Here is a 26,177-nt window from a genome sequence, read left to right on the forward strand (position 1 = left end):
CTTAGTTACTGCGTAATAATTCTTTGGTAAGCTTGTCCATATTGTAAGAACGTTCTTCAAAATTACGGAATTTGGAAGGCTGCTGGGCAGAAGGTGTACGGTTTTGCCCCGAAGGAGTTTTCCTTCGGTCTTTTTCCTGCTCAAAGGCAGAATCAAGACGCTCAATATCTGCCAGTGTACGAACGTTGCCCGTCTTCCAGTTTTCGAGAATCTTGTCAGTATATTCAAAACTTGGCTGGTGGATCGCACTGATGGTGCGGTTGCATGCTTCCAGAATGAGATCCAGTTCGAAATTCCCATCCTCCAGCCATTTGCGGATATAATCCAGTTCGGCAGATGCAGGTCCCCGCCCTTTGATGCCAAATGCATTCAGGATAGAATAGCAGGTTTTGTTGTAAAATGCAGAGGAATTACGTGCCTGATCGACGGTTGTAATATGTTCATCTGCCCATGAAAGTGCTACTTTTTGAATGTAATGCATGCTCTTATGTCCGTTCTCCACACAGTATTCGATCAGATACTCGATCAGGTCTGCGGAAAAACCAAGGGAATCATAAAAGTAGGTAATCGCATCAACATCGGTACGGGATAAGGTTTTGCCAAGATATTGTTCAGCAATAAAAAGAATCTGCTTTAATTCTCTTCTTGCAGCAAGGGAACGTCTTGATGCAGGAAGATTCTGACCGGCAGCTTTGTCTGAAACAGTGGTATTTCCATCAGACTGCGCGACCGGAGATTTTTCATGAACGGAAGCAGACTGTGCGGAAGGTGTATGGAAAGCCGCTTTGACAGGTGTCTGATGAGTTGGTGCTTTTCCGATACAGATTCCGGCGAGTTCATTTGTTTCGTCATATTCGAGAGAAAGAATTCCTTCTTTTTCCCAGTATTTGAGTGCGCGCAGGATATCGCCTTCGGTATTCTCCAGAAGGTCTGCCATCTGCGGGATATCCGGAAGCTGCTCCGGGATATTCTGATAACGGAGAAGAAGAAGATAGACTTTTACATATTCTCCGTTCGCAGATACCATATAATGATCGATAAAGTCATTCTCCACGATCGTTATGTTATTGTGGGAATGATTGCGCAAAATAAGTGCACTCATAATTTCCGCTTCCTTTCTTTTCTGACTTTGTTCATTATAACATCATCCCAGATTGCAAAAAAGAATTTTCTGACGGAAATTTTTGTTATTACAGATAAAATTTCGCAAATATTGGAGAAAATCAGGCTTTTAACAGGTCTTCCCCAATGGTTACAACATCTCCGGCACCCATTGTGATCAGAAGATCGCCAGGCTGACAATGGGTGGTGACGAATTCTTCGATGGCTGCAAAGCTTGGAAGATAAGTTGCGTCACATCCATGTTCTTTGACTGCATCTGCAAGCTGTGCAGAAGAGATGCCTAAAGTATCTGTCTCACGCGCTGCATAGATGTCAGCAAGGATTACATGGTCTGCATGTGCGAGTGCTTCAGCAAATTCTGAGAATAATGCTTTTGTACGGGTATAAGTATGTGGCTGGAAAATACACCACAGCTTTTTATGTGGATAATGTGCAGCACTTTTCAGAGTTGCTGCGATCTCTGTCGGATGGTGTGCGTAATCATCAATGATAGTCACTCCGCCGACTTCACCTTTGTATTCAAAACGGCGGTCTGTTCCGTGGAAGGAAGCAAGACCTGTCTGGATCGTCTCCGCAGGAACACCAAGAATATCGGCAACTGCGATTGCCGCAAGTGCGTTATATACGTTGTGCTCACCGCCAACTGCAAGAGCGAGATGTGCAACATTCTGTCCGTCTTTTACGACATCGAAAGAGGCATTGCCCTGTTCGTTATAAGTAATATTGGCTGCACTGTAATCCAGGGAAGCTTCTTTGCCAAAAGTAATAACACGACAGGAAAGATCGGAGGTGATCTCTTCAATTTTATCAATATCTCCGTTGATGACGAGAGTTCCGTTTTCCGGAAGAAGCTTAGCAAAAAGGTGGAAAGAATTACGGATATCGTCCAGGTCTTTAAAAAAGTCCAGATGATCCGCATCCACATTCAGAATAATACCGATTTTCGGGAAAAAGTGCAGGAAACTGTTGGTATATTCGCATGCTTCCGTGATAAAAAGGTCAGGTCCGCCGACACGGATATTGCCTTCGATCGCTTTCAGGATACCGCCGACAGAGATTGTCGGATCCAAGTCTGCTGCAAGAGCAATATGAGAAAGCATAGAGGTTGTGGTTGTCTTACCGTGTGTACCGGATATAGCAACCGGTGTCTTATAGTTAGTCATAAGCTGACCGAGTAATTCTGCTCTGGATAACATCGGAAGATTCTGACGCTTTGCTTCTGCAAATTCTTCGTTGTCTTCGTGGATCGCTGCGGTATAAACTACAAGGTCGATACCGTCTATAATATTGGAAGCTTTCTGACCGTAAAATACGGTTGCACCATTCTGAGACAGATGATCCGTAAGTGCCGATTCTTTGTTATCGGATCCGGATACTGTGAAGCCTTCTTCAAGAAGGATCTCAGCGAGTCCGCTCATACTGATGCCGCCAATTCCGATGAAGTGGATATGGCAAGGCTGATTAAAATCAATTTTATACATAATGACACTTCCTGTTCTGTGAATTTGTTTCATAGTATTTGACTTACGTGCATAATTATAACATAGATAGGCCAAAAACCAAACCTTTTCTTTTTGTGATATTTCTATAAAAAAGATAGGTAAACAGAAATATTTTTGTAAAATATGTTCACTATATGTATGTAATATGTTATAATGAAAAAACCAGAATTACTGAGAAGGGGTGAAGACATGATAAAAAAGGAAATGATAGCAATGCTATTGGCAGGAGGACAGGGCAGCAGACTTGGCGTCCTGACTGCAAAAGTTGCTAAACCGGCTGTTGCATTTGGCGGCAAATACAGGATCATTGATTTTCCGCTGAGTAACTGTATCAACTCAGGAATCGATACAGTCGGTGTCCTGACCCAGTATCAACCACTCAGGCTTAATACACATATTGGAATTGGTATTCCGTGGGATCTGGACCGGAATATCGGAGGGGTGTCAATTCTTCCGCCGTATGAGAAGAGTACAAGCAGCGAATGGTATACAGGAACGGCGAATGCAATTTATCAGAATCTGGAGTATATGGAGACATTTAATCCGGATTATGTACTGATCTTATCAGGAGATCATATTTACAAGATGGATTACGAGGTCATGTTGGATTTTCACAAGGAGAATCATGCAGATGTGACGATCGCGGCAATGCCGGTTCCGATCGAAGAAGCAAGTCGTTTCGGAATCGTAATTACCGATGAAGACAAGAGAATCACCGAGTTTGAGGAGAAGCCGGCGAATCCGCGGAGCAATCTTGCGTCCATGGGAATTTATATTTTCAGCTGGCCGGTGCTCAAAGAGGCACTGATCAAGATGAAAGATCAGCCGGGATGTGATTTCGGAAAGCATATCATTCCGTACTGTCATGAAAAGAAGCAGAGACTGTTTGCATATGAATATAATGGTTACTGGAAGGATGTCGGTACATTGAGTTCTTACTGGGAAGCTAATATGGAACTGATCGACATTATTCCTGAATTTAATCTTTATGAGGAATTCTGGAAAATTTATACGAATAATTCAATTATACCGCCACAGTATATCTCAAAAGAAGCTGTGATCGACAGAAGCATCATTGGCGACGGAGCTGAGATATACGGCGAGATACATAACTGTGTGATCGGCGCAGGTGTTGTTGTTGGACAAGGCTGCGTGATCCGGGATTCGATTATCATGCAGGATGTTGCGATAGGAAATGACTGTGTGATCGACAAAGCGATCATTGCGGAGAATGTTAAGGTTGGAGATAATGTAACCCTTGGAATCGGTAATGAAGCACCGAACAAGCTCAGGTCTGATATCTACAATTCCGGACTGGTTACGATCGGTGAGAATTCTGTGATTCCGGCAGGAGTACAGATTGGAAAGAATACTGCGATCAGCGGTATTACCGTGAAGGAGGATTATGTACAGGGTGCTCTTGAAAGCGGCGGAGTATTGATAAAGGCGGGTGACAGATCATGAGAGCAGTTGGAATCATTTTAGCAGGCGGTAACAACAACAAGATGCGGGAGCTTACACAGAGGCGTGCAGTGGCAGCGATGCCGATCGCAGGAAGCTACCGGGCAATTGATTTTGCACTCAGCAATATGTCCAATTCGCACATCCAGAAGGTAGCAGTGCTTACTCAGTATAATGCACGTTCACTGAATGAACACCTGAATTCTTCCAAGTGGTGGGATTTCGGACGTAAGCAGGGTGGTCTTTATGTATTTACACCGACGATCACCGCAGACAATGGCTACTGGTATCGTGGAACGGCAGATGCGATCTATCAGAACCTGGATTTCTTGAAGAGGTGCCATGAACCTTATGTGATCATCACATCCGGTGATGCGGTTTACAAGATGGATTATAACAAAGTACTGGAATACCACATTGCCAAGAAAGCAGATATCACTGTGGTATGCCGGGATCTGGATCAGGGCGAGGATGCAACCCGTTTTGGCATCCTGAAGATGAATGAGAATATGCGGATCGAAGATTTTGAGGAAAAACCGATGGTGGCAAATTCCAACACGATTTCCACAGGAATCTATATCATCCGCAGACGTCAGCTGATCGATCTGATCGAGCATTCAGCTGAGGAAGACAGATATGATTTTGTAACGGATATCCTGATCAGATACAAGAATCTGAAAAAGATATACGGTTATAAGATAAAAGACTACTGGAGCAATATTTCCACGGTCGATGCCTATTATAAGACAAACATGGATTTCCTCAAACCGGAAGTCCGGAACTATTTCTTTAAGCAGCTTCCAAGTATTTATTCCAAGGTGACAGACCTGCCTCCGGCAAAATATAATCCGGGTGCGGTCGTTAAGAACAGCCTTGTGGCAAGCGGAAGCATTATCAACGGAACCGTTGAGAATTCGGTTCTGTTTAAAAAAGTGTTTGTTGGAAATAATTGTGTGATCAAAAACTCAATTATTTTAAATGATGTGTATCTTGGGGACAATACTTACATTGAGAACTGTATTGTAGAGAGCAGGGATACGATCCGTGCCAATACACGGCATGTTGGTGAAGATGGCGTGAAAGTAGTAATAGAAAAGAACGAAAGGTACGCATTATAAAAACTGAGGGGGACTTGTAAGAGTCCGGATCAGAAGGCATGCCGGTCAAATAAAGGAAAAGGAGCGGACCGGTATGTGCGTTACTGGAGAAAGGGGCTAGAAAGTTATGCAGATTACAGATGTACGCGTGCGCAAAGTAGCAAAAGAAGGAAAATTAAAGGCAGTAGTATCAATTACAATGGACGAAGAATTTGTTGTTCACGATATTAAAGTCATTGAAGGGGAAAAAGGACTTTTCATTGCAATGCCGAGTAAGAGAGCACTGGATGGGGAATATCGTGATATTGCGCATCCAATCAATTCCGGTACAAGAGACAGAATCCAGAAGATCATTCTGGACAAGTATGCGGAAGTACTGGAAGAGACTGACGACGCGGAAACTGCAGAAATCTAAGTACAGAAAAATACTGAAAACAAAAATCCCGGAGACTGGAAGTAAAACCAGTTCTCCGGGATTTTTATATTTTGAGAAATGATATTTCTACGATGGTCAATCGCGCATAAACTGATCGATCACATAGAGAACTCCGTCATCATCATTTGATTTTGTGATAAAATCTGCTTTTTCACGGACCAGTGGCTGTGCATTTTCCATTGCCACTCCAAGACCTGCGGTTTCGATCATAGTCAGGTCGTTGTATCCGTCACCGCAGCAGATCATTTCATCAGCAGTCAGACCGATGCTGGTAAGAAGCTTCAGAAGAGAGGCGGCTTTGTCTACATTCTTTGGAACAATTTCGAGGAAAAATGGATCCGAACAGTAAACATCGATATAACCATGGAAATGAGCGGACATTTCCTCTTTAGCAGCAGCGATGCTGTCCGGTTCTCCGGTCAGGAGAAATTTATTGTTTGGAAATGTGGATACTTTCTCGCAGAAATTATCAATTTGTACAATTGGTAAATGGTTGATCCGGGATTCTAATTCGGAATATTTTGTCGGGGTAAATCCGGACAGAAGCTGTCCATCCTCATAAGCCAGAATATCAACCGGGTAGTTGGAAGCGATCCGGTAGATATCCGGGATCACGTCCTGCGGAAGTGTTTTGTTGTAAATGACCTGGCCGATGCGGCAGTCAGTGATCCGTGCTCCGTTGAAGGATAGGATATAGCTTCCGTAACGTTCCAGATGGAGCTGCCTGGCAAGGGGAACCACGCCGTATGTAGGGCGACCGCTTGCAAGAACAACTTTTTTTCCGGCTTCCTGGATCTCGATCAGAGCCTTTAACGTTGGTGGAGTGATTTCTTTCCTGGAGTTGGTAAGTGTTCCGTCCAGGTCAAGAACAAGTATCTGATATTTCATGTCTTACCTCTCTTAAAACTTCATCTGTCTGAGTACATCAATGATCTCAGGAAATTCCATACCGTGGGAAGCTTTGACTAGAATGGTATCATCTTTTTTGACAACATTCCGGATTTTTCCCAGGAAGTCCTGTTTGGTTTTAAAGTAAAGTACGGCACTGCTCTTTGCACAGGCTTTTGCACCCTCGTATGCGTGGTGGGAAAGTTCTCCGATACAGCAGATCACATCAATGCCGATCTCGGCAGCATGTGCGCCGGTATTGTAGTGAAGTTCATTCTCCTTATCACCAAGCTCATACATATCGCCCATTACAGCTACGGTTCTTCCTGTTGCGGTAGAAAGTACATCCAGAGAAGATTTCATGGAAACCGGATTAGCGTTGTAGCAATCATCGATGATCAAAAGAGATCCTGTGTCGATCAGATTGGTACGTCCGGCAATCGTCTTCAGGGAAGAGATCCCGGTCTGGATTTCCTCCAGAGTAAGTCCAAGCTTCATGCCGACACATGCTCCGGCGAGAGCATTGTAGACCATGTGTTTTCCCGGTACCGGGATATGTACGTTGATTTCACCAAGTGGAAGGTGGAGTACAGCGTCAGTTCCGCGAAGTCCCTGACTTACGATTCCATCTGCATAGGCATCCAGATGGTCTGAAAGACCGAAGAAAACAGGCTTTTTCCCTTGTACCTCTGCGACTGTGGAAAGTTTGTCGTCATCTCCGTTTAAGATGACAGAAGCATTTGGACGTAGATGATCAAAAACTTCGGTTTTGGCTTTTAAGATTCCGTCGCGGCTTCCGAGATTTTCCATGTGTGCAAGACCGATGTTGGTGATTACACAGATATCCGGCTGGCTGATGGATGCAAGTTCATGCATCTCTCCGAAATGGTCAATTCCCATCTCCAGGACAGCGACTTCATGTTCTTCGGTAAGATTGAAGATGGTAAGCGGAAGTCCGATTCCATTGTTAAAGTTTCCCTCTGTTTTAAGAACATTGTATTTCCGGGAAAGGACAGAGGCAATCGTTTCTTTGGTGCTGGTCTTGCCAACACTTCCGGTGATGCCGACAACCTTGATGTCAAGCTGCATGCGGTAAAACGCTGCGATATCACGAAGTGCTTTTTCGCAGGATTCTACATGAATGCAGGGACAGGTAAGGGAAGAAGGATCTTCTTCTGTAAGAGTAGCAAGTGCACCCTGTTCCATAACCTGTGGGATAAAGGTGTGGCCGTCTACACGGGCTCCTTTGAGTGGGACAAAAAGAAATCCCGGTGCTGCTTTCCGGCTGTCGATTGCAACGCCGGTAATCTCTTTTTCAAGAAAACTGCTGTCGCCATGGAAGGTTCCATGGCAGGCAGCGGTTATATTTTTTAATGTCATATTTTTCATCGGTAATACCTCTTTTCAAATTGTAACCTAGTCATCAGCACTCATGCGGTCAAGAAGCTGTTTCTTTACTTCATAAAGTCTTGGAGACAGATCGATATACATCTGGTGAGGATTGAAGAGTCGTTTGGATTCATCCCACAGAGTATCTTTTTCCTGACGGCAGTAAGCGGCAATCTCTTTGACAGACGGGGAAGTGTAGACACATTCACCGTTGATGAAGATTGGCTGCATCATTTCGCGGACGGTATAGGTTCCGGCTTTCATCTTTGTCTTTTTCCATGTTTCGCTTGGATCAAAGAGGAGAAGATCTTCCTCCGGATTGATTTCTTCGTCTACAAAGCAGATATAATCAGCTTTCATCTTGCCGGTTTCTTTTTCGTAAATACGGTAAACCGTCTTGTTGCCCGGATTGGTGATCTTTTCTGTGTTCTCAGAAAGTTTGATTTTAGGTTCGAACTCGCCATTCTTATTCTGGATGGCAGCGAGCTTATATACACCACCGAATGAAGGACAGTCTTTGGAGGTGATCAGATTGGTTCCGACACCCCATGAATCGATCGCTGCGCCCTGCATCTTGAGGTCGTGGATCAGATATTCATCAAGGTCGTTGGATGCGCAGATCGTTGCTTCTTCAAAGCCGGCCTCATCCAGCATTTTACGTGCTTTTTTGGACAGGTAGGCAAGATCGCCGCTGTCAAGACGGATACCAAGCTTTCTCGGACTGATGCCGGCATCTTTCATCTCCTGGAAGACACGGATCGCATTCGGCACACCGGATTTTAAGGTGTCGTAAGTATCGACAAGAAGGGTACATCCTTCAGGATAAAGATCTGCATAGGCTTTAAATGCGGTATATTCATCTGGGAAACTCATGATCCAGCTGTGTGCATGGGTTCCCATAACCGGAACGTCAAAAAGCTTACCGGTAAGTACGCAGGAGGTTCCCACGCAGCCGGCGATCACGGCAGCACGTGCGCCGTATAATCCGGCATCCGGTCCCTGGGCACGGCGAAGCCCGAATTCCATAACACCGGTATCACCGGCAGCGTATACGATACGGGAAGACTTGGTCGCGATCAGACACTGGTGGTTCAGAATGTTCAGGATTGCGGTTTCCACAAGCTGAGCTTCCATGATCGGGGCAACGACTTTGAGGATCGGCTCCTTTGGGAAGATCAGGCTTCCTTCCGGAATTGCGTAAATGCTTCCGGTAAAGTGATAGCCGCTCAGATACTGAAGAAAATCTTCAGAAAAAATGTGGAGACTGCGAAGGTAATCCACATCATCATAGCTGAAGTTCAGATTTTTCACGTACTCAATAACCTGTTCAAGTCCGGCTGCGATTGCATAACCGGAAGAAAATGGGTTGGAACGGTAAAATACATCAAAAATTACGGTAGGATTGTCCTGTTTATCGTAATAACCCTGCATCATAGTCAGTTCGTATAAGTCTGTAAGTAATGTTAAATTTTTAGAATGCATAATCGTACCTCTTTTCTGTTATAGGTTTAGATCAGACTGGCGTTTTTCTTAATTGTGTCCTGAATAAGATCATGACAATAGATTCCAAGATGTTTTCTTGTCTCTTTATCCAGTTCTTTTGGATAGATTGGTTTGCCGTATTCGATGACGACATGTACTTTTTTTACACGTGGGAAATGTGCTTCAAAAATGTCAGCAGTATTGTTCATGCTGATCGGAATGATCGCACACCCGGTCTTTTCGGCAATCTTAAGTGCACCGTCACGGAATGGAAGCATAGAAAGCTCTTCGCCATTGTTGCGGGTTCCTTCCGGGAAAATGCAGATGGAAATGCCATTTTTTACATAATCAATTGCCTGAAGGATCGTCTTCAGACCTTCTCTCATATTGTCTCTGTCAAGGAAGAGACAGTACAGATTCTTCATCCATGTGGAAAGAAGCGGAATCTTTTCCATTTCTTTTTTGGCAACATAACCGGTCAGACGCCTGCACCGGCTGTAAGTAAGGAGAATATCAAAATAACTGCGGTGGTTGCCGATAAAGAGTACCGGTTCATCCGGAACATTTTCTTCACCGATCACGGTTGTCGTGACACCGGTCATCTTAAGAATCACTTTAAAGCCCCACTGAACGATGCGCAGAGAACTGATATCTTTGGCTCTGCGATTGAATTTACCAATGATCCATTCCACCAGAAAAACCGGAATGGACAGGATCAGGTAAAGAATTAAAAAGACTGCGATACAGATAAATCGTATCATTACCCCAAAATCCTCTCTTTCATTGTATAAAGTAACATACTTTTCTTCGATTATACTATTCGAGGCATGAAAATACAAGGAAGATAATATGATAATAAAGAGACAAAAAAATGGAAAAGTTTGTGAATAATTATGAGAATAAAATGCCGTGTGACAGGGGTGATCTGGATGCTGATTTTCCTTGGCGGCTGTCAGGTCATGGAAAAAGAGGAAGCGGGTGGAGAAATGCTGGAATATTCCATTGTGGATGAGAAAAAAGTTCCGGCGGAAATGACCGAACGCATTGCCGGGATGGAAGAAACCCCATTTCAGATCATGTATGTGCAAGGAGACCGGCTGTATGTCGGACAGGGGTATGGGAGACAGGAAATGGAGGGATATGCGATCCGGGTTGATGGCTGTACGGAAGAAAAAGATGTGATCTGTGTACAGACAACACTTCTGGGACCGGGAAGTGACGAGACAGAAAAAGATGGGGAGGAGATGGGAAATATCTGTATGCGGGAAGATGGATTTTCCCAATACCCATATGTTGTCCTGGAAATGGCAAAAAGCGAAAAACCGGTGATATTTGAGTAGGAGGCTGACTATGGAACTGATAAGAAAACAGGTACGCATGAATCAGATGGGCAAAACAGTGACGGATCAGTTTATGATCGGTGGGGATTATAATGTACCAGATGCGAAAAGTGACGTGGGAAGAGTGCTTTCCGGTGAGGGAAGTCTGCGGATTGAAGAGACAAGAAGAGTGGAAAATTATCTCCGTGTGACGGGAAAACTGAATTTTAAAGTTTTGTATGTGACAGATTCGGGAGATCCGCGTCCCGGAGCTTTGGAGGGAATGATTCCGTTTGAGGAAATGGTCTACATGGAGGAAGAGAACGGAGAAGGCGAAGACATTGTGCAAGTTCAGCGGGTGGAATGCGGGGTATCACTGATCCATTCGAGAAAGCTTGCGGTAAAAGCGCTTGCGGAAATGACGGTACATACAGAGCAGATCACAGAAAAACAGGTGACACTTGATGTGGATGGGGAAGAGGGAATCTATCTGAAAAAATGTCCGGTGGAGCTGCTGCAGCTGTTTACCGCGAAGAGAGACATTTACAGGATCAAAGAGGAGATTAAGATACCGGGGACCAAAGAGAATATCGGAACGCTCTTGTGGACAGAGGTAAGCTCCCGGAAAATGGATACCAGACTTGTGCAGGATGCTATGCTGATAAATGGAGAATTACAGATCTTTGTTCTCTATGAATCCCAGGAGGGCAAGACAGACTGGGTGGAGCAGACGGTTCCTTATGAGGGGCGGATCGAGTGTGCCGGCGCAGAAGAAGGTATGTATCATCATGTCTATGACCGGCTGGATGATATCAGTGTGGAAGTGCGGATGGATGAGGACGGTGAGATGCGTGCGCTTGGCATTGAAGCGGCACTTCAGGTTCGTCTTTTTGTCTATGGGGAAGAAAAGCTGGAGATTTTAGAGGATGCGTATTCCCTTGATAAAAAATGTGTTTTGGAGACAGAAGAAGTTGTTGTTGAGGAGCTTCTGATGCAGAATCATTCAAAAAGTAAGATCACAGAACGATTAAGTCTGCCGGAGCTGAAAGATGAGATCCTTCAGGTGTGCCACAGCAGCGCAGATCTGCAGATAGAAAAAATGGAAGTGCAGGATGGAGGAATTCTGGCAGAGGGGATTCTAAATGTCAGCTTTCTGTATGTAAAGGCAAACGATGAAGTACCATTTGGTGTGTGGAAGGGGATGGTTCCATTCTCGGCAATGCTTGAATGCCGGGAAGGAAGCAGCGATATGAAATATGACGTCACATATGCAGTGGAGCAGCTTGCGGTAGATCTTGCCGGAAATGATGAAGTAGAGATCAAAGCGGTCGTGGCGTTCAGAAGCTTCATGCGAAAAGCGGAAAAAATACAGATGGTGACAGAGGCTGCACTTGTGGATTATGAAAAAGAAGAGCGGATGAACCAGCCGGGAATTGTGGGATATATCGTAAAAGACGGAGATGATCTGTGGAGCCTGGCAAAGAAATATTCGACCACAGAAGAAAGCATTCTGCTTAATAATGAATTATTATCAAAAGAATTGAAAACGGGTGATAAAATATTGATTTTTCGGGAGAGTTTGAGTATACTATAGTAATGAAATGATGTATACAAGATACAAAAAAAGGTCGAAAAAATACAATAAGGAGATACACGCATGGATAAACTGGAGTTAAAAGCACTTGGGAAAATCAATCTTGGACTTGATGTGCTGGGGCGGCGGGAGAATGGTTATCACGATGTGCGCATGGTCATGCAGACGCTGTATCTGTACGATAATGTGACGCTGCAAAAGAAGTCGGCCCCAGGTATCGAGATCGATTCGAATCTTTTTTATCTGCCGAATGATGAGGACAATATTGCATGGAAAGCGGCAAAGCTTCTGATCGATGAATTTGATATCAAAGATGGGATTAGAATCCATCTGGACAAGCATATACCGGTTGCAGCGGGAATGGCAGGCGGAAGTTCCAATGCTGCGGCAGTGCTTTACGGAATGAACCAGATGTTCCGGTTGGGACTTTCTCAAAAAGAGTTGATGGAAAGAGGCGTGAAGCTTGGGGCGGATGTTCCTTACTGCATTATGCGCGGAACAGTACTCGCAGAAGGAATCGGGGAAAAACTGACGCCGCTTCCTCCGATGCCGAAATGTCAGATTCTGATCGCCAAGCCGCCGATCAGTGTATCGACAAAGATGGTTTATGAAAAGCTGGATTCCTGTGAAATCAAGGAGCATCCGGATATAGATGGTATCCTGGACGGATTGAAGAACCAGGATCTTGAGCAAGTGGCAGCATCCTTGGGTAACGTGCTGGAAAAGGTTACGGTTGAAGCATATCCGGTCATTGCACAGATCAAAGAATGTATGATGGAAGCAGGTGCTCTTGGGGCGATGATGAGTGGAAGCGGTCCGACTGTATTTGGGATTTTCAGGGATCGCAGGACAGCGAAGGAAGCATTTACAAAAGTAAAAGCACAGAATCTGGCAAAACAGATTTATCTTGCAAATGTGCATAACGTCAGGAGGAGATAAGAATGGATATGGATTTTGAAGTAAATATGAATGAATACCTGCCGTTGAGAGATGTTGTGTTCAATACACTCCGGAAGGCAATTTTAAGAGGAGAACTGAAGCCGGGAGAACGGCTGATGGAGATCCAGCTTGCCAACAAGCTTGGAGTAAGCCGCACCCCGATCCGTGAAGCAATCCGTAAACTGGAGCTGGAAGGTCTGGTTCTGATGATTCCGCGAAAAGGGGCAGAAGTGGCACAGATCACAGAGAAGAATATGCAGGATGTGCTGGAAGTCAGAAAGGCACTGGAAGAGCTTTCCGTACAGCTTGCGTGTGAACGAATCACGCCGGAGCAGGTTGAAGAAATGAAGATGGCAGCTGAAGATTTCCGTAAAGTCTTAAAGAGTGGTGATGTGACGAAGATCGCTGAAGCAGATGTAAAATTCCATGATATTATCTTTGCCGCAACCAATAACCAGAGACTGATCACGCTGCTGAATAACCTGCGGGAACAGATGTACCGGTTCCGCGTAGAATACCTGAAGCAGAAGGAATGTTATCCACAGCTCCTGGAAGAACATGATAAGCTGATCGCACTGATTTCGGGTGGAGAGGTTGAAGAGGCATGTGAGCTCATGGGATGTCATATTGACAATCAGGCCTCTACAGTATCGGATGTTATCCGGAGAGATCAGGTAGAATATCACAGATAAAAATGTATAGTTTTCCATATGTTGTCAATACTCCTGGTATCAAAGACAGGAGGTACATACGAAAATGAAAAAAATAAAAGCAGTGGCGCTGGTACTGATCATGATTCTGTGTGGTGCGGCATTTGCAAGGGGAATGCAGGTGGAAGCGAAGGCGAATGCAGTGCAGGAAAAGTTATCCGGTGAGGTGTTCCGCTTTCATGTGCTTGCCAACAGTGACAGCAAAGAAGACCAGGAACTTAAGATGAAGGTGAAAGAGGCTGTTGTAGATTATATGTGTGAGAATCTTTCGGATGCAGGGAATGCAGCGGAGGCGAAAGCATGGGCGATCCGCCACAAAGAAGAACTGATCCGGACGGCCAGGGAAGTCTTGCAGGAAGAAGGATGTAACGATCAGATAACAGCTGAGGTCGTGCGGTGTGAATTTCCGGACAAAACTTACGGAGACATCATCTTCCCCGCAGGCTGGTACGATGCACTTCGGATCAAGATCGGAAAGGCACAGGGGCACAACTGGTGGTGTGTTCTTTATCCGAATCTCTGTTTTATGGATTCTGTCCATGCAATTGTTCCTAAAGAAGGGAAGGAAGAGCTGCGGAGTGTGCTGACGGATGAAGAGTATGCGATGATCGTAAAAGGCACACCGGTAAAAATCAAATGGTTTTTCTTGCAATTGACGGAGTAAATGTGTAGAATATACTTCAACGAAGATGGCAGGAAAATTTGTTTCGCCTAAGGCAAAGGAAAGTTTAATGACGGATATACTTGTAAAATTATTTGTAAAAGATTATAAAGATGTAGAAAAGGTGTCTGTCCGTACAGCATATGGAGTGCTGGCAAGCGGAGTAGGCATCTTTTGTAATGTTCTGCTGACGATTGCGAAGATGGTGATAGGAATCCTTCTTCACAGTGTGTCTGTTACTGCAGATGCATTTAACAACTTATCGGATGCAGGTTCTTCGATCATTGGAATGATCGGAGTGAAGATGGCAGAAAAACCGGCAGACAAGGAGCATCCTTTTGGGCATGGCAGGCTGGAATACATAGCGGCACTGATCGTATCCTTTCTGGTGATCGAAGTTGGATTTACCTTTTTCAAAAATGCGATCGTGAAGATCCGGGAGCCGGAAGAGTTAAAATTCAGTCTGGTGTCGATCCTGATCCTGGTGTTGTCCATAGGTGTGAAGCTGTGGCTTGCGATGTTTAACCGGAAACTTGGTGAAAAGATTTCCTCCCAGGTGATGATGGCGACGGCAGCAGATGCACTTGGAGATGTGATCACGACAGCAGCGACGATCCTGTCGGTTGTATTCTGGCGGATCACAGGGATCAATATCGATGGCTTTGTCGGACTTGGTGTTTCACTGGTCGTTATGTGGGCCGGATTTGGGATTGCGAAGGATACGCTTGAGCCGTTGATCGGAATTCCGGCGACATGGGAAGATTATGAGAAGATCAAGCATTTTGTGGAAAAATATGCTGGAATCGAGGGCAGCCATGATCTGGTGATCCATAATTACGGACCGGGAAGAAGTATGGCGATCATTCATGCAGAGGTTCCGAATGATGTCCCGATTGATGTATCCCATGAGATCATTGACCGGATTGAGAGAGAGGCAATGGAACAACTGGGGATCTCGCTGACAATTCATATGGATCCGGTGGAGACTCGTAATGAAGAAGTACTTCAGGCAAAACATGAGACAGAAAAAGCTGTGGAAGAACTGGATCCGAGATGCAGTATCCATGATTTCCGCATGGTGAATGGAGAAAAACAGATCAATCTCATTTTTGATTTTGTCATTCCGAGAGAGTATTCTGAGGAAAAAGGGAATGAACTGACACTGACTTTGATGGACCGATTGCAGCATCATAACCCAAAGTATCAGTGTGTTATCACATTAGACAGAAGTTATGTGGAAGAACAGAGGTAAAAGAGATGTATACATTTGAAAGCAGAGTACGATTCAGTGAAGCAGACCATACGGAGCTTCTGACATTACCGGGGCTTGTTAATTATTTTCAGGACTGTAGTACTTTTCAGTCTGAGGATATCGGATATGGCGTGGAATCACTGAAAAAAAGCGGGCAGGCATGGATTCTTTCCGCATGGCAGATTGTAGTAAACCGTTATCCGAAACTCGGGGAACATATCCGGGTGTCCACCTGGGCAACGGATTTTACCGGACTTTTCGGACTTCGTAATTTTAAGATGGAGGATGAAGCAGGCGAGATGACAGCCTGGGCCAATTCGGTCTGGGTATATATGGATATGAAAAAAGGAAGACCATGCAGACCGGCGAAAGAAGAGGTCGAGGCTTATCGGCCGGAAGCACCACTGGATGTAGAGTTTGCGCCGCGTAAGATCGTGCTTCCAAAAGAACTGGAAGATGGAGAAAGTTTTCCGGTAAGACGTCATCAGATCGACACAAACGAGCATGTCAATAACTGCCAGTATATCCAGATGGCAATTGATGTGGTGCCGGAATGTGAGCGTGCCGGACAGATCCGGGTAGAATATAAAAAATCCGCAGTTATGGGTGATATTATTTATCCAAAGATGGCGGTAGAGGAACAGAGAAAAATAGTGGAACTTTGTGATGCGGAGGGAAATCCGTATGCGGTAGTAGAATTCAAGGAGAAATAAGAGATGGAATTAGGGAAAAAACAGATGCTTACGGTAGTAAAGGTAGTTGATTTCGGAGTATATCTGGGAGATGACAGAGAAAAGGTTCTTCTTCCGAAGAAGCAGGTTCCGGCAGGAATCGAACCGGGCGATCCGATTGAGGTGTTTTTGTATAAGGATTCTTCTGACCGTCTGATCGCAACGGTAAATGAACCGAAGCTTACACTGGGGGAAAGTGCAATCCTGAAGGTAGCGCAGGTTGGCAAATTCGGTGCCTTCCTGGACTGGGGACTGGAAAAGGATCTGTTCTTGCCATTTAAGGAGCAGACTTATAAGGTGAAACCGGGGGATGAATGTCTGGTAGGACTTTATATTGATAAGAGCCAGAGACTCTGTGCGACCATGAAGGTATATGAGTATCTGACCAGTGATTCTCCTTATCAGAAGGATGATCAGGTAGAGGGAATCGTTTACGAAGTGAGTGATAATTTCGGGGCTTTCGTTGCAGTGGACGGAAAATATTCTGCGCTTGTGCCAAAGAGAGAAGCACCGAAAAGTCTAAGACCGGGAATGAAGATCCATGCGAGAGTGACAGAAGTAAAACCGGATGGAAAGCTGAATTTAAGTGTCCGTGAGAAAGCATTTATCCAGATGGATAAGGATGCGCTTCTGGTACTGGCGCGTCTGGAAGAAAAGGGCGGAGTCCTTCCGTTTAACGATAAAGCAGATGCGGAGGTGATCCGTGCGGAGTTTGATCTGAGCAAGAATGCATTCAAGCGTGCAGTCGGACATTTGTATAAAGAGCGTAAGATCGAGATCCGTAAGGACAGTATTGTTTTGAAATAGACATTGTGATTATGCACAAAAAACAGACTGTTAAATTGTTCACAATACCTAAAACGCTGATTTAAAAAAAAACCCTTGATTTTCAAAAAAAAATTGTATATATTGAGGGTGTAAAAGATAGGAAGAGATAAAAGAAAAGGAGTGTACATCATGAAGGTACAGAATATTACAAACATTGATAAGTTTTTTGAAGTAGTAGACAGCTGCAAAGGAAAAGTAGAACTTGTAACAGGAGAAGGCGACAGACTGAATCTGAAATCTAAACTTTCTCAGTATGTTTCTATGGCAAATATTTTCTCTAACGGAGAGATTCCGGAACTGGAAATCATTGCATACGAAAAAGAAGACATCGATAAACTGGTTAACTTCATGATCAATGGCTAATTTATATAAATACCAGGAATAGTGAGAAGCAGGAATCAAAGTGATTTGGTTCCTGTTTTTTTGTGTATACGATGAGCCAAGTGCAGATTTGTGCTTGCACAAGGATCTGCATTTGGCGAATGTACATCATCGAGTTGTTAAGCGAGATGGTGTACAAAGTATACAAATCGAGTAGGAGTCAGCCTACTCGATTGTGGAGAGAGACGGTCTGCGAGGGGGAGGTTGTGTGGCGGATTTAGAAAAAGAATAGGTGTGAAGTCCATTGTGCAGGGCATTCCGATGAGCCTCTGAGAACGAAAATTGTGTCAGCAAAGGCTTCCACAATTTTTGAGTCTCATCTCTATTGCACAATAAGTGCCTTCACACCTATTCTTTTTCTAAATCCGCCCTCAAGACTTTGGGCGCAGACCTGGCGGCTGCTAAACATAAAAATTCAGGAAACTATAGAGAGATAGTTTCCTGGTATATGGGAGAGGGTATTTATATTGAGGGTGGGTTAGGTTAGTTGACGCGTAAAGATTCAATAAATGGTGTCAGGAGGGATTCGCCGTATTGAAGCAGGGAGAAGCTTCTCTGGGTGAGACACCAGGAGTAGGTGAGACCGATCTGGGCAGAGGTGATCATCTGGGAGAGCTCGACGTAGGAGTAGTCTGACTTTAGTTCTCCACATTTGATCCCGTCGAAAAGGATCTTGCGCAGGATCTTATAATAATTACGATCCGGGTTTAAAATATGTCTGGTTCCGGTAGTAGCTACCTGAAGACCGTAGAGGGACGCAAAGAGATCCATATATGGTGAGTGCTCCAGGTTATTCAGCACAAAATGGTTGAAGGCGAGCAGCAGATCGGCGGCTGGAAGCGTCCGGTCGCAGGTCTGAAGCCAGCTATCATAGTCACTGTCGTAGGAATAGGCGAGGCTGAAGAGAAGTTCATCTTTTCCACGAAAATGGTGGTAAAAGGTGCTGCGGGAATTACCGGAGAGTTCGATGATCTGCGCGATCGTAGTTTCGTCATAGCCCTGTTCTGTGAACAGCTTCCATGCTGCATCCATGATGTCCTGTTTTGCATGTCGTTTGCCGTGCGTTGTCATAATTGATCGTTCCTGCCTTCTTAAAAGTATTGAAGCTATTGTAACACAGGGATGTGGAGAGTGCAATGTTTTGTTTCTGCATACATTTTATTGAAAATGTCCATATAAGGATAATATGGTTGACTTTATTTGAACACTTTAGTAGAATGAAGGATATAAAAAGCAGAACGTAGTTCGGAATACAGTATCTTTTTAGACCGTAGTACGAAAACGAACTACAGTGCTTTTGGAGGTGTAAGATGGAAAAATTAAAACTTGCAGCCGGCATGACAGGAGAACAGAAGCGTTATGCGGTTGAAGCGGCACTGCTTCTGGGATTTCAGACAGAGACAGCTACATTTCCGGTGATCACAGCGGACGGTGAGATTCCGGTGCCGAAGAATATGGAAGAGCTGAAAGCCCTGTGGAAAAAGAGTACAGGGGAGGTGCCGGAAGAGTACGAATCAGCATCAAAGCATACAGGTCCGATCTTTGATCTGGATTTCCGTAAGGAAAAAGGGCTGGAGACGATGCTTCAGAAAGGGGATTTCCTGAAAGACGAGAATCAGGATCTTCTTCCGGATGTGTTGGATGTGAAGATTGTACTTCCGGAGGATGCAGATGATGCGATGCTCGTTGCAGCATGTAACCTGGCATGGCGTTTTGGTATGGAGACAACCGGATATAAAGGAAATATTACGGCAGATGCAGCTTATACAGGCAACCGGCTCGTTCTGGAAAAAGCAGAGCAGACAGAGCTTGTACGGGAAAAAGAAGGAGAAAGTGTAAAAGTATCTCTTCGCGGTGACGGAGAGGAACTAATTGCATTTACCTCCAGCCTCTGTATGGAATTTCCACAGATCAATGGTCAGAGAAGCTGGAAAGACCTGCTGATGGATATGGTGGATGACTTTGTACTGCGCAGCGCAGATGGACAGCTTGCAGCTTTGAAAGCGATGCAGAAAGAGCAGACAGGAGAATACGAAGTGTACGGATCTCCGCTCTGGAATGATACACAGAAAAAAGAAGCCGGGGATGCAAAGATATATAATTACAAATCCGGACAGAAGATGTACGAGAAGGTGTATGAGCTTCCGTGGGAAGTGGAAGTTTTTGAAAAACTTCTGGAAGAAAAGGTTTATCCGCAGATTAGGAAAGGAAGCAAGGTAAAGATTACCGGTGCGGTAAGTGAAAATATAAAAGTACGCCAGAAGATAAAAGAAAAAATCGAAGACAGAATCCAGATGTTAGGTGCCAAGCCTGAGGATACCTCTGTTATCTGTGCATACAAACAGGGATATTCCTGGATCGTTGAAGAGATGCTTCCGGTGATGAAGGAAGCGCAGGCAGATCAGGTTGAGATTTATTTCAAACCGTTCCTGCCGGAAGGTCAGACAGACTGGCTGGATGAGAACGGTGCAACCCCGTCCTATCACAATCTGAATGCAGACACTCCGGACAAGTGGTATGATCTTCCGATCCGCTATCTGCAGGAACTGTATCCGGTAGAAGATATTCTGGTAAAAGAGCTTGGAATTGAAAGAGATAAAGTCATTTTCAAAGCTTATGAAGGCGAAGAAGATATCACTTATCTCTGCAAGGGGATCAAGGACGAAAAGGTCTGCTGTGAGGATACTTACAAAGCAGTCTGGTCGGAAAGACCATATATGGATGAATATCCGCAGATGGGAAAGGTTCATCCGGCAACCGGTTATGTAAAAGCAGAGATTGACGGACAGGAAGTATTTTATCAGACCGTCCGTACCGATATGGAAGAGATCTGGGATGTTTACCAGAAGGAAGTTCTTCCGGATTGCAGACGATATATTGAGGAAAAGACAGGCGGAAAGATTTCCGCAGACCTGCAGCCGTTCTTCCATGAACTGCGTCTGGACGTGACCGCAAGTGAACCGGACTATGCGACCGGATCAAGAGAGGATCTGATCTCTTCACTGGATGCTTTGCATGAAGATATGTATTTTGTCGGAAGCGACTATTTTAAAAATTACGGTGTGAAGAAAGCAGATGTCATGCTGGATGCGCCGGGACTGATCCTTCCGGTGATCCATGAAAAAGAAGGCAGACCGGTATTTAAAGTGACACTGACCGAGCCGTTAAAAGAAGAAGCATGCATTGTAAAAGATGGAAAAACGGTTCTTTTACAGAGAAAACGGGAAGAAGCAGATGCATGGATTCGTGCTATTTCATGGGAAAATGATAATTTTACTTTCCATATCCGCACAAATGGGGTACAATCTAATGTATTACACACTTACTCAACATTGTGGTCAAAGGGTGTACTAGCAGAGTGTGAAAGTGTTGCAGCAGGTACGAAGCTTTTGTTTGAAAGTGAGCAGGGCGAGATACAGTATGTAGCACTTACACCGGAAAGAGAAGAAAAACCAAAGACGAAACGGATTGAAGAGATTGACCTGCATGAGCATGAACTGATCGGATATGATACTTACCGTGAGATCATCGAAGAATTGAAGCAGGTTCCTGGAATCGAAGTGTTCCGGACTGCGGTATCTTATACAGGACGTGAACTCTATGCAGTATGGATCAAACCGGAATACGAAGGCTATCTGTCCATGACGAAGCGTATATCAAGAATTCCTGGCGAGATGATCAATGCAAGACATCATGCAAATGAAGTATCTTCGACAAATGCAGCATTTATCCTGATCAAGAAGCTGCTGACAGAAGATGTTTACAAAGATTTACCGGATAAACTGAATCTGGTGATCGTTCCGATGGAAAATGTGGATGGTGCGGCAATCCATTATGAATTGCAGAAAGAGCATCCAACCTGGAAATTCCATGTGGCAAGATTTAATTCGCTTGGAAAAGAGTTCTACTATGAACATTTCCAGCAGGATACGATCCACAGCGAGGCGATGGGATTAACCCGTATTTATGACCGGTATGTCCCGGATATGATCGTGGACAATCACGGAGTACCGAGCCATGAATGGGAGCAGCAGTTTTCAGGTTATACCTCCCCGTCTTACAAAGGCTTCTGGCTTCCGAGATCTCTGCTTTATGGTTATTTCTGGTATGTGACCAATCCAGAGTACAAGGACAATTACCCGGTCAATAAGGTAATGGAAGATGTGATTGCAGACAAGATTGCCGAGTATCCGGAGATGAGAGAATTGAACCGTGAATGGAGTGCTCAGTTTGAAAAATATGCACATGCATGGATGCCGAAATTGTTCCCGGCAAACTATTATAAAGAAATGATCAACTACTGGATCCCGTTCGCGGCAGATCCAAACCATCGTTATCCGTCGATCCGTTTTCCGTGGATCACAACGGTTGCTTATACTAGCGAGGTTGCAGATGAGACCGCACAGGGTGAATACCTGAATTTGTGTGCAAGGGCTCATGTGGCACATGACGAGGCGACTATCCGGATGTTGATGGAAGCAGTGCATGTGATGGAATGTCATCTGGAAGAGCAGGATGGACAGATTTTGACCAGTTACATAAGACAGCGTCCGATGATTGTCAAAGTGACTGGAAAAAATAAATAACTTTTTAATATTTTTCTAAAGGAGGAGTTAGGTATGGAACTCATCAAATTACTTGGCGTGTTGATCGTAATCGTTGGATTCGCGCTGAAACTGGATTCAATCCTCATCATTTTCCTGGCCCTTATTACAACAGGGATTGTTGGAGGACTTGGAGTGGGCGGACTACTGGAAACAATCGGTACAAACTTTGTAGCGAACAGAAGTATGGCGATTTTTATCATGATTCTGCTTGTTACAGGTACTCTTGAAAGAAACGGTCTGCGTGAAGCAGCCGCAAACCTGATCAGAAAGGTTAAGAGTGCGACAGCAGGTAAACTGGTTGCTGTATATGGTATTCTGAATGCACTGTTTGGAGCATTTAATGTCAGTTTCGGTGGTGTAGCCGGATTTATCCGTCCGGTACTTCTTCCGATGGAAGAAGGTGCGATCACCAACAAATTTGGCAAAGCAAATGAGGATCACGTGGACGAGGCAAAAGGACTTTCCGTTGCAATGCAGAACTTCACATGGTTCTTCTTCCAGGTACTGTTCGTAGGTGGAGCAGGTGGAATCCTTGTACAGACAACACTTGCTGGTCTTGGATATGAAGTAGAACTGATCGACCTTGCCGCAGTTGAAATCCCGGTAGCATTAGTCGCACTGGCTGTTTCTTGCATTTTTGTTATCGTGAAAGACAACCGACTGATGAAGAAATATTACGGGAAATCAGCAGATACTAAGAAGTAGAGGGAGGAAGACAGATGAGTAATTTAAAATTTATACAGATCGGTGATTCGTTTAATGCCAACGGACTGAATGTAGTATGGCTCATTATTGGACTGATCACAATTTATGCAGGAATCAAGAACCTTCTGGACAAAGAGAATCCGTCAAGAGTCGGAACCGCTGTTTTCTGGTGCTCTTTCGGTATCGTATGTGGATTCGGTACATGGCTGCCGGCAAAAGTTTCCGGTGCCCTTGTTCTGATCATGTGCCTGCCGCCGATCTTTAAGAAGGTTAAAATCGGCAAAGTCGATAATCCGACAAAAGAACATACAGAACAGCAGTTTAAGAAGATCGGTATGAAAATTTTCATCCCGGCATTCTCCGTAGCTGTATGCTCCCTGTTCTTTGCATTATTCAGTAACATGAGTTCAATGGTCGCAATCACACTTGGTGTCGTTGTTGCAATGATCTTACTGATTGCTTACGATTCAAAACAGAATAAACCGGTAGTATTCTTAAAGGATTCGGAAAGATTCCTCGGGATTACAGGACCACTCAGTATGCTTCCACAGTTACTCGGATGCCTTGGTGGTGTATTTACAGCAGCAGGAGTCGGCGATGTTGTCGCACAGCTTGTTGAAAAGATCGTTCCGAAGGGAAATGTAAACATTGGTATCATCGTATATGCGATCGGTATGGTACTCTTTACTATGATCATGGGAAATGCATTTGCAGCGATCACTGTTATGACCGTTGGTATCGGTGCACCATTCGTACTTGCTTACGGTGCCAATCCGGTAGTGATCGGTATGCTCGCACTTACATGTGGATACTGTGGAACTCTGCTTACACCAATGGCAGCAAACTTCAATATCCTGCCGGTAGCGATCCTGAATATGAAGGACCGTTGGGGCGTAATCAAAAAACAGGTTCTGGTTGCAATTATTATGCTTGTGTTCCAGATCTGTTATATGATAGTATTAAAGTAAATAAGACATAAGTAGCTAAGGTCATTATTTCACTGGAAAAGCAGAAAATAATGGCCTTAGAATTCGTAAGCTTATTCTAGTTTTTGGTATGGAGAAAGAAGAGGGACATATGACACCGAATATGGAACGGGGTGCCCGGATCATTATTCACGAATGGGTAAAAGTAAGGGCGTGGGACAAAGTACTGATCGTGACATCGAAGGAATATCTTGCAGAAGCAAAAGCAATGGAAAAAGAGGCTTCCGGAAAAGCACGGTCAGTGAATACACTGCTTGTCGAGAACAAGGGGCGCCATGTGGGAATCTTTTTTGATGATAATGAAGCAGTTTTTGATCCTTATACGGCAATTATCGCGGCGACAGAGTATTCGCTGGTGACAACGAAAGCCGCAAAGCGTGCGATACAAAGACACAAGAAATTTCTGTCCCTGCCACTGGCAACCAATGACGGAAGATCTTTTCTGGAATACGATTTCCTGACGATGGATACGAAGAAGAGCCGGCTGATGGCAAAGGCATTTATCAAATATCTCAAGTATTCAGAAAAAGTCCGTGTGACAACTCCGGCAGGAACGGATATGATGTTCTACAAAGTGGGCAGAGATCCGGGATTTTTTAACGGAGTTCTAAAGGATGGAAAGGGATATTCTTCTTCCAGTATTGAGGTCTATGTCCCGATCGAGGAGACAAAGACAGAAGGTGTGATGGTGCTTGACGGTTCTCTGGGATATATTGGTCGCGCAGAGGAACCGACAAGGATTTTATTTAAAGGCGGACGGATTACGGAGATTGAAGAGACTCCGACCGGTATTCGGTTGAAAAAATACATGGAAGATTATCAGGATTCTCGGATCTATATTGCGGGGGAACTCGGAATCGGGCTTAATTCATGCTCACAATGCCTTGGAAACTGCTATATTGAAGATGAATCTGCTTATGGGACATTCCATGTAGGACTTGGGCGTAATATTGCTCTTGGAGGTATTCAGAACGCCAAAGGGCATTTTGATCTGGTATGTATGGAACCGGATATCTACACGGACAACCGACAGATTATGCAGCAGGGGAAGGTTATTATCCCGGAGCCTGTGTTATACTAAGAGATATAAAGGAGGAAATTAACATGAAGGTTTTATTAACAGGATTTGATCCATTTGGAGGAGAAAGCGTAAACCCGGCATTCGAGGCAATCAAGCTTCTTCCGTCAACAATTGCGGGGGCCGAGATCGTATATGTAGAGATCCCTACAGAATTCAAGAAAAGTGCACCGGCAGTTGAAGCGGCAATCAAAGAACATAACCCGGATATAGTGATCAATGTAGGTCAGGCAGGCGGACGTTCCTGCGTCACTGTAGAAAAAGTAGGAATCAACCTTGCAGATGCCCGGATTCCGGACAATGCAGGTGACCAGCCACTTGATGAGCCACTTCAGGCAGACGGTCCAACCGGATACTTTGCAACAATTCCGGTAAATGCAATGGTTCAGAATGTACGTGCTCACGGACTTCCATGCCATGTATCTTTCACGGCAGGAACCTACGTATGCAACTGTGTAATGTACAATGTACTGCATATGTGTGCAACCAAATACACTAACATCCGTGCCGGATTTATCCATGTACCATATGCTTGCGATCAGGTTGTAGATAAGGCGAACGGAATGGCAAGTATGCCGCTTGAGACAATCGCAAAGTCTCTGGAATATTGTGTTGAAGCTGTAGTGAATAATACAGAAGATGTAAAAGAGGCTATGGGAACTACTCACTAGTTTTATGAAAGAAAAAAGTACCGCTGTGTCAGAATGAAGCTGATGCGGCGGTTTTTTTGTAAAAATTCTATTGAAAATATAATTTCATGTTGCTTAATGAAAATGGACGTTCATTATATATTAAGAAATTCTATTATAAAGAAAAAGAATTGATTTGTCACGGGCAGGAATGTTATGTATAATATGCATAAAGAAAGTCGAAGCGGAAATAAGAAAAATGAACAATTTTATGAACGGAGAGAGCTTTTTTCAAAAAACAAGTTGATTAAGAAGGTGAAGAAAAAAATCTAGTGGGGAAAAGATTATCGTAAAAATAGCCTGCAAATAAAAAGTCAAGG

The 26,177-nt window shown here is 44.3% G+C and carries 24 protein-coding genes; 17 read left to right on the top strand and 7 right to left on the bottom strand.

The window, feature by feature from the left end; genetic code table 11:
- Position 1: 1 nt before the first annotated feature.
- Positions 2 to 1,102, bottom strand: a complete 1,101-nt coding sequence (locus tag PGZ10_RS13715) for a DnaD domain protein (protein WP_270541668.1) — start codon at positions 1,100 to 1,102, stop codon at positions 2 to 4.
- Positions 1,103 to 1,223: 121 nt separating this feature from the next.
- Positions 1,224 to 2,603 carry a UDP-N-acetylmuramate--L-alanine ligase gene (gene murC / locus PGZ10_RS13720; RefSeq protein ID WP_117824497.1) on the bottom strand — a complete coding sequence of 460 codons (1,380 nt, stop codon included), beginning with the start codon at positions 2,601 to 2,603 and terminating at the stop codon, positions 1,224 to 1,226.
- 210 nt (positions 2,604 to 2,813) lie between these two features.
- Here murC and PGZ10_RS13725 point away from each other — a divergent pair, with 210 nt between their 5' ends.
- The 3 genes from PGZ10_RS13725 to spoVG all read left to right on the top strand — a co-directional run bounded on the left by PGZ10_RS13725 (position 2,814) and on the right by spoVG (position 5,597).
- Complete coding sequence (locus PGZ10_RS13725) at positions 2,814 to 4,088, top strand: glucose-1-phosphate adenylyltransferase (protein ID WP_055157904.1); 1,275 nt, start codon at positions 2,814 to 2,816, stop codon at positions 4,086 to 4,088.
- Entirely contained in the window at positions 4,085 to 5,203 is a 1,119-nt protein-coding gene (gene glgD / locus PGZ10_RS13730) for a glucose-1-phosphate adenylyltransferase subunit GlgD (protein WP_117559025.1), read from the top strand. The genes PGZ10_RS13725 and glgD overlap by 4 nt, the downstream gene beginning before the upstream one ends.
- A 106-nt stretch (positions 5,204 to 5,309) precedes the next feature.
- The gene (gene spoVG / locus PGZ10_RS13735; protein WP_008368997.1) at positions 5,310 to 5,597 is read left to right on the top strand and encodes a septation regulator SpoVG; all 288 of its coding nucleotides are present in this window, start codon (positions 5,310 to 5,312) and stop codon (positions 5,595 to 5,597) included.
- 96 nt (positions 5,598 to 5,693) lie between these two features.
- Here spoVG and PGZ10_RS13740 read toward each other — a convergent pair whose 3' ends face one another.
- The 4 genes from PGZ10_RS13740 to PGZ10_RS13755 are packed head-to-tail and all read right to left on the bottom strand — an operon-like array spanning position 5,694 to position 10,138.
- On the bottom strand, positions 5,694 to 6,506 hold the full coding sequence (locus tag PGZ10_RS13740) for a Cof-type HAD-IIB family hydrolase (RefSeq protein WP_270541669.1): 813 nt from the start codon (positions 6,504 to 6,506) through the stop codon (positions 5,694 to 5,696).
- Positions 6,507 to 6,518: 12 nt separating this feature from the next.
- Positions 6,519 to 7,895 (bottom strand): UDP-N-acetylmuramoyl-tripeptide--D-alanyl-D-alanine ligase, encoded by a 1,377-nt coding sequence (locus PGZ10_RS13745; protein ID WP_270541670.1) that lies wholly within the window; start codon positions 7,893 to 7,895, stop codon positions 6,519 to 6,521.
- 27 nt (positions 7,896 to 7,922) lie between these two features.
- The gene (locus PGZ10_RS13750; RefSeq protein WP_055157914.1) at positions 7,923 to 9,377 is read right to left on the bottom strand and encodes a nicotinate phosphoribosyltransferase; all 1,455 of its coding nucleotides are present in this window, start codon (positions 9,375 to 9,377) and stop codon (positions 7,923 to 7,925) included.
- A gap of 26 nt (positions 9,378 to 9,403) precedes the next feature.
- On the bottom strand, positions 9,404 to 10,138 hold the full coding sequence (locus PGZ10_RS13755) for a lysophospholipid acyltransferase family protein (RefSeq protein ID WP_022221115.1): 735 nt from the start codon (positions 10,136 to 10,138) through the stop codon (positions 9,404 to 9,406).
- Between the two features lie 132 nt (positions 10,139 to 10,270).
- Between PGZ10_RS13755 and PGZ10_RS13760 the strand changes: the two genes are divergently transcribed.
- The 9 genes from PGZ10_RS13760 to PGZ10_RS13800 all read left to right on the top strand — a co-directional run bounded on the left by PGZ10_RS13760 (position 10,271) and on the right by PGZ10_RS13800 (position 17,774).
- Positions 10,271 to 10,717 (top strand): protease complex subunit PrcB family protein, encoded by a 447-nt coding sequence (locus tag PGZ10_RS13760; protein ID WP_008368986.1) that lies wholly within the window; start codon positions 10,271 to 10,273, stop codon positions 10,715 to 10,717.
- Positions 10,718 to 10,727: 10 nt separating this feature from the next.
- Complete coding sequence (locus tag PGZ10_RS13765; RefSeq protein WP_173685835.1) at positions 10,728 to 12,290, top strand: DUF3794 and LysM peptidoglycan-binding domain-containing protein; 1,563 nt, start codon at positions 10,728 to 10,730, stop codon at positions 12,288 to 12,290.
- Between the two features lie 63 nt (positions 12,291 to 12,353).
- The gene (ispE, locus tag PGZ10_RS13770) at positions 12,354 to 13,229 is read left to right on the top strand and encodes a 4-(cytidine 5'-diphospho)-2-C-methyl-D-erythritol kinase (RefSeq protein ID WP_055297431.1); all 876 of its coding nucleotides are present in this window, start codon (positions 12,354 to 12,356) and stop codon (positions 13,227 to 13,229) included.
- Between the two features lie 2 nt (positions 13,230 to 13,231).
- Positions 13,232 to 13,921, top strand: a complete 690-nt coding sequence (locus PGZ10_RS13775; protein WP_008368980.1) for a GntR family transcriptional regulator — start codon at positions 13,232 to 13,234, stop codon at positions 13,919 to 13,921.
- A gap of 64 nt (positions 13,922 to 13,985) precedes the next feature.
- Positions 13,986 to 14,603, top strand: coding sequence for a stage II sporulation protein R (gene spoIIR / locus PGZ10_RS13780; protein ID WP_070097341.1), 618 nt, complete (start codon positions 13,986 to 13,988; stop codon positions 14,601 to 14,603).
- Positions 14,604 to 14,670: 67 nt separating this feature from the next.
- A complete protein-coding gene (locus PGZ10_RS13785) occupies positions 14,671 to 15,852 on the top strand; it encodes a cation diffusion facilitator family transporter (protein ID WP_195412830.1) in 1,182 nt (393 codons plus the stop codon).
- 5 nt (positions 15,853 to 15,857) lie between these two features.
- Positions 15,858 to 16,565 carry an acyl-[acyl-carrier-protein] thioesterase gene (locus PGZ10_RS13790; RefSeq protein ID WP_055157924.1) on the top strand — a complete coding sequence of 236 codons (708 nt, stop codon included), beginning with the start codon at positions 15,858 to 15,860 and terminating at the stop codon, positions 16,563 to 16,565.
- Between the two features lie 3 nt (positions 16,566 to 16,568).
- Positions 16,569 to 17,390, top strand: coding sequence for a CvfB family protein (locus PGZ10_RS13795; RefSeq protein ID WP_008368973.1), 822 nt, complete (start codon positions 16,569 to 16,571; stop codon positions 17,388 to 17,390).
- A gap of 150 nt (positions 17,391 to 17,540) precedes the next feature.
- Complete coding sequence (locus PGZ10_RS13800) at positions 17,541 to 17,774, top strand: hypothetical protein (RefSeq protein WP_008368971.1); 234 nt, start codon at positions 17,541 to 17,543, stop codon at positions 17,772 to 17,774.
- Positions 17,775 to 18,275: 501 nt separating this feature from the next.
- Here the strand turns inward: PGZ10_RS13800 and PGZ10_RS13805 are convergent.
- Positions 18,276 to 18,863 (bottom strand): TetR/AcrR family transcriptional regulator, encoded by a 588-nt coding sequence (locus PGZ10_RS13805; RefSeq protein WP_173826290.1) that lies wholly within the window; start codon positions 18,861 to 18,863, stop codon positions 18,276 to 18,278.
- A 239-nt stretch (positions 18,864 to 19,102) separates the two neighbouring features.
- On the opposite strand from PGZ10_RS13805, the gene PGZ10_RS13810 reads away from it, so the two are divergent.
- From PGZ10_RS13810 to pcp, 5 genes are all read left to right on the top strand, one after another.
- The gene (locus PGZ10_RS13810; RefSeq protein WP_270541672.1) at positions 19,103 to 22,378 is read left to right on the top strand and encodes a M14 family metallopeptidase; all 3,276 of its coding nucleotides are present in this window, start codon (positions 19,103 to 19,105) and stop codon (positions 22,376 to 22,378) included.
- Between the two features lie 33 nt (positions 22,379 to 22,411).
- Positions 22,412 to 23,104, top strand: a complete 693-nt coding sequence (locus tag PGZ10_RS13815; RefSeq protein ID WP_117824487.1) for a 5-oxoproline transporter, DUF969 family subunit — start codon at positions 22,412 to 22,414, stop codon at positions 23,102 to 23,104.
- Positions 23,105 to 23,118: 14 nt separating this feature from the next.
- Positions 23,119 to 24,072 carry a DUF979 domain-containing protein gene (locus PGZ10_RS13820; protein WP_117824486.1) on the top strand — a complete coding sequence of 318 codons (954 nt, stop codon included), beginning with the start codon at positions 23,119 to 23,121 and terminating at the stop codon, positions 24,070 to 24,072.
- A 109-nt stretch (positions 24,073 to 24,181) separates the two neighbouring features.
- Positions 24,182 to 25,171, top strand: a complete 990-nt coding sequence (locus tag PGZ10_RS13825) for a peptidase (RefSeq protein WP_243002857.1) — start codon at positions 24,182 to 24,184, stop codon at positions 25,169 to 25,171.
- 23 nt (positions 25,172 to 25,194) lie between these two features.
- The gene (pcp, locus tag PGZ10_RS13830) at positions 25,195 to 25,839 is read left to right on the top strand and encodes a pyroglutamyl-peptidase I (protein WP_117559045.1); all 645 of its coding nucleotides are present in this window, start codon (positions 25,195 to 25,197) and stop codon (positions 25,837 to 25,839) included.
- The last annotated feature ends 338 nt before the right edge of the window (positions 25,840 to 26,177 follow it).

The sequence above is a fragment of the Coprococcus sp. AF102-57 genome (assembly GCF_027686195.1).
GTDB classification, from domain to species: domain Bacteria; phylum Bacillota; class Clostridia; order Lachnospirales; family Lachnospiraceae; genus Allocoprococcus; species Allocoprococcus comes.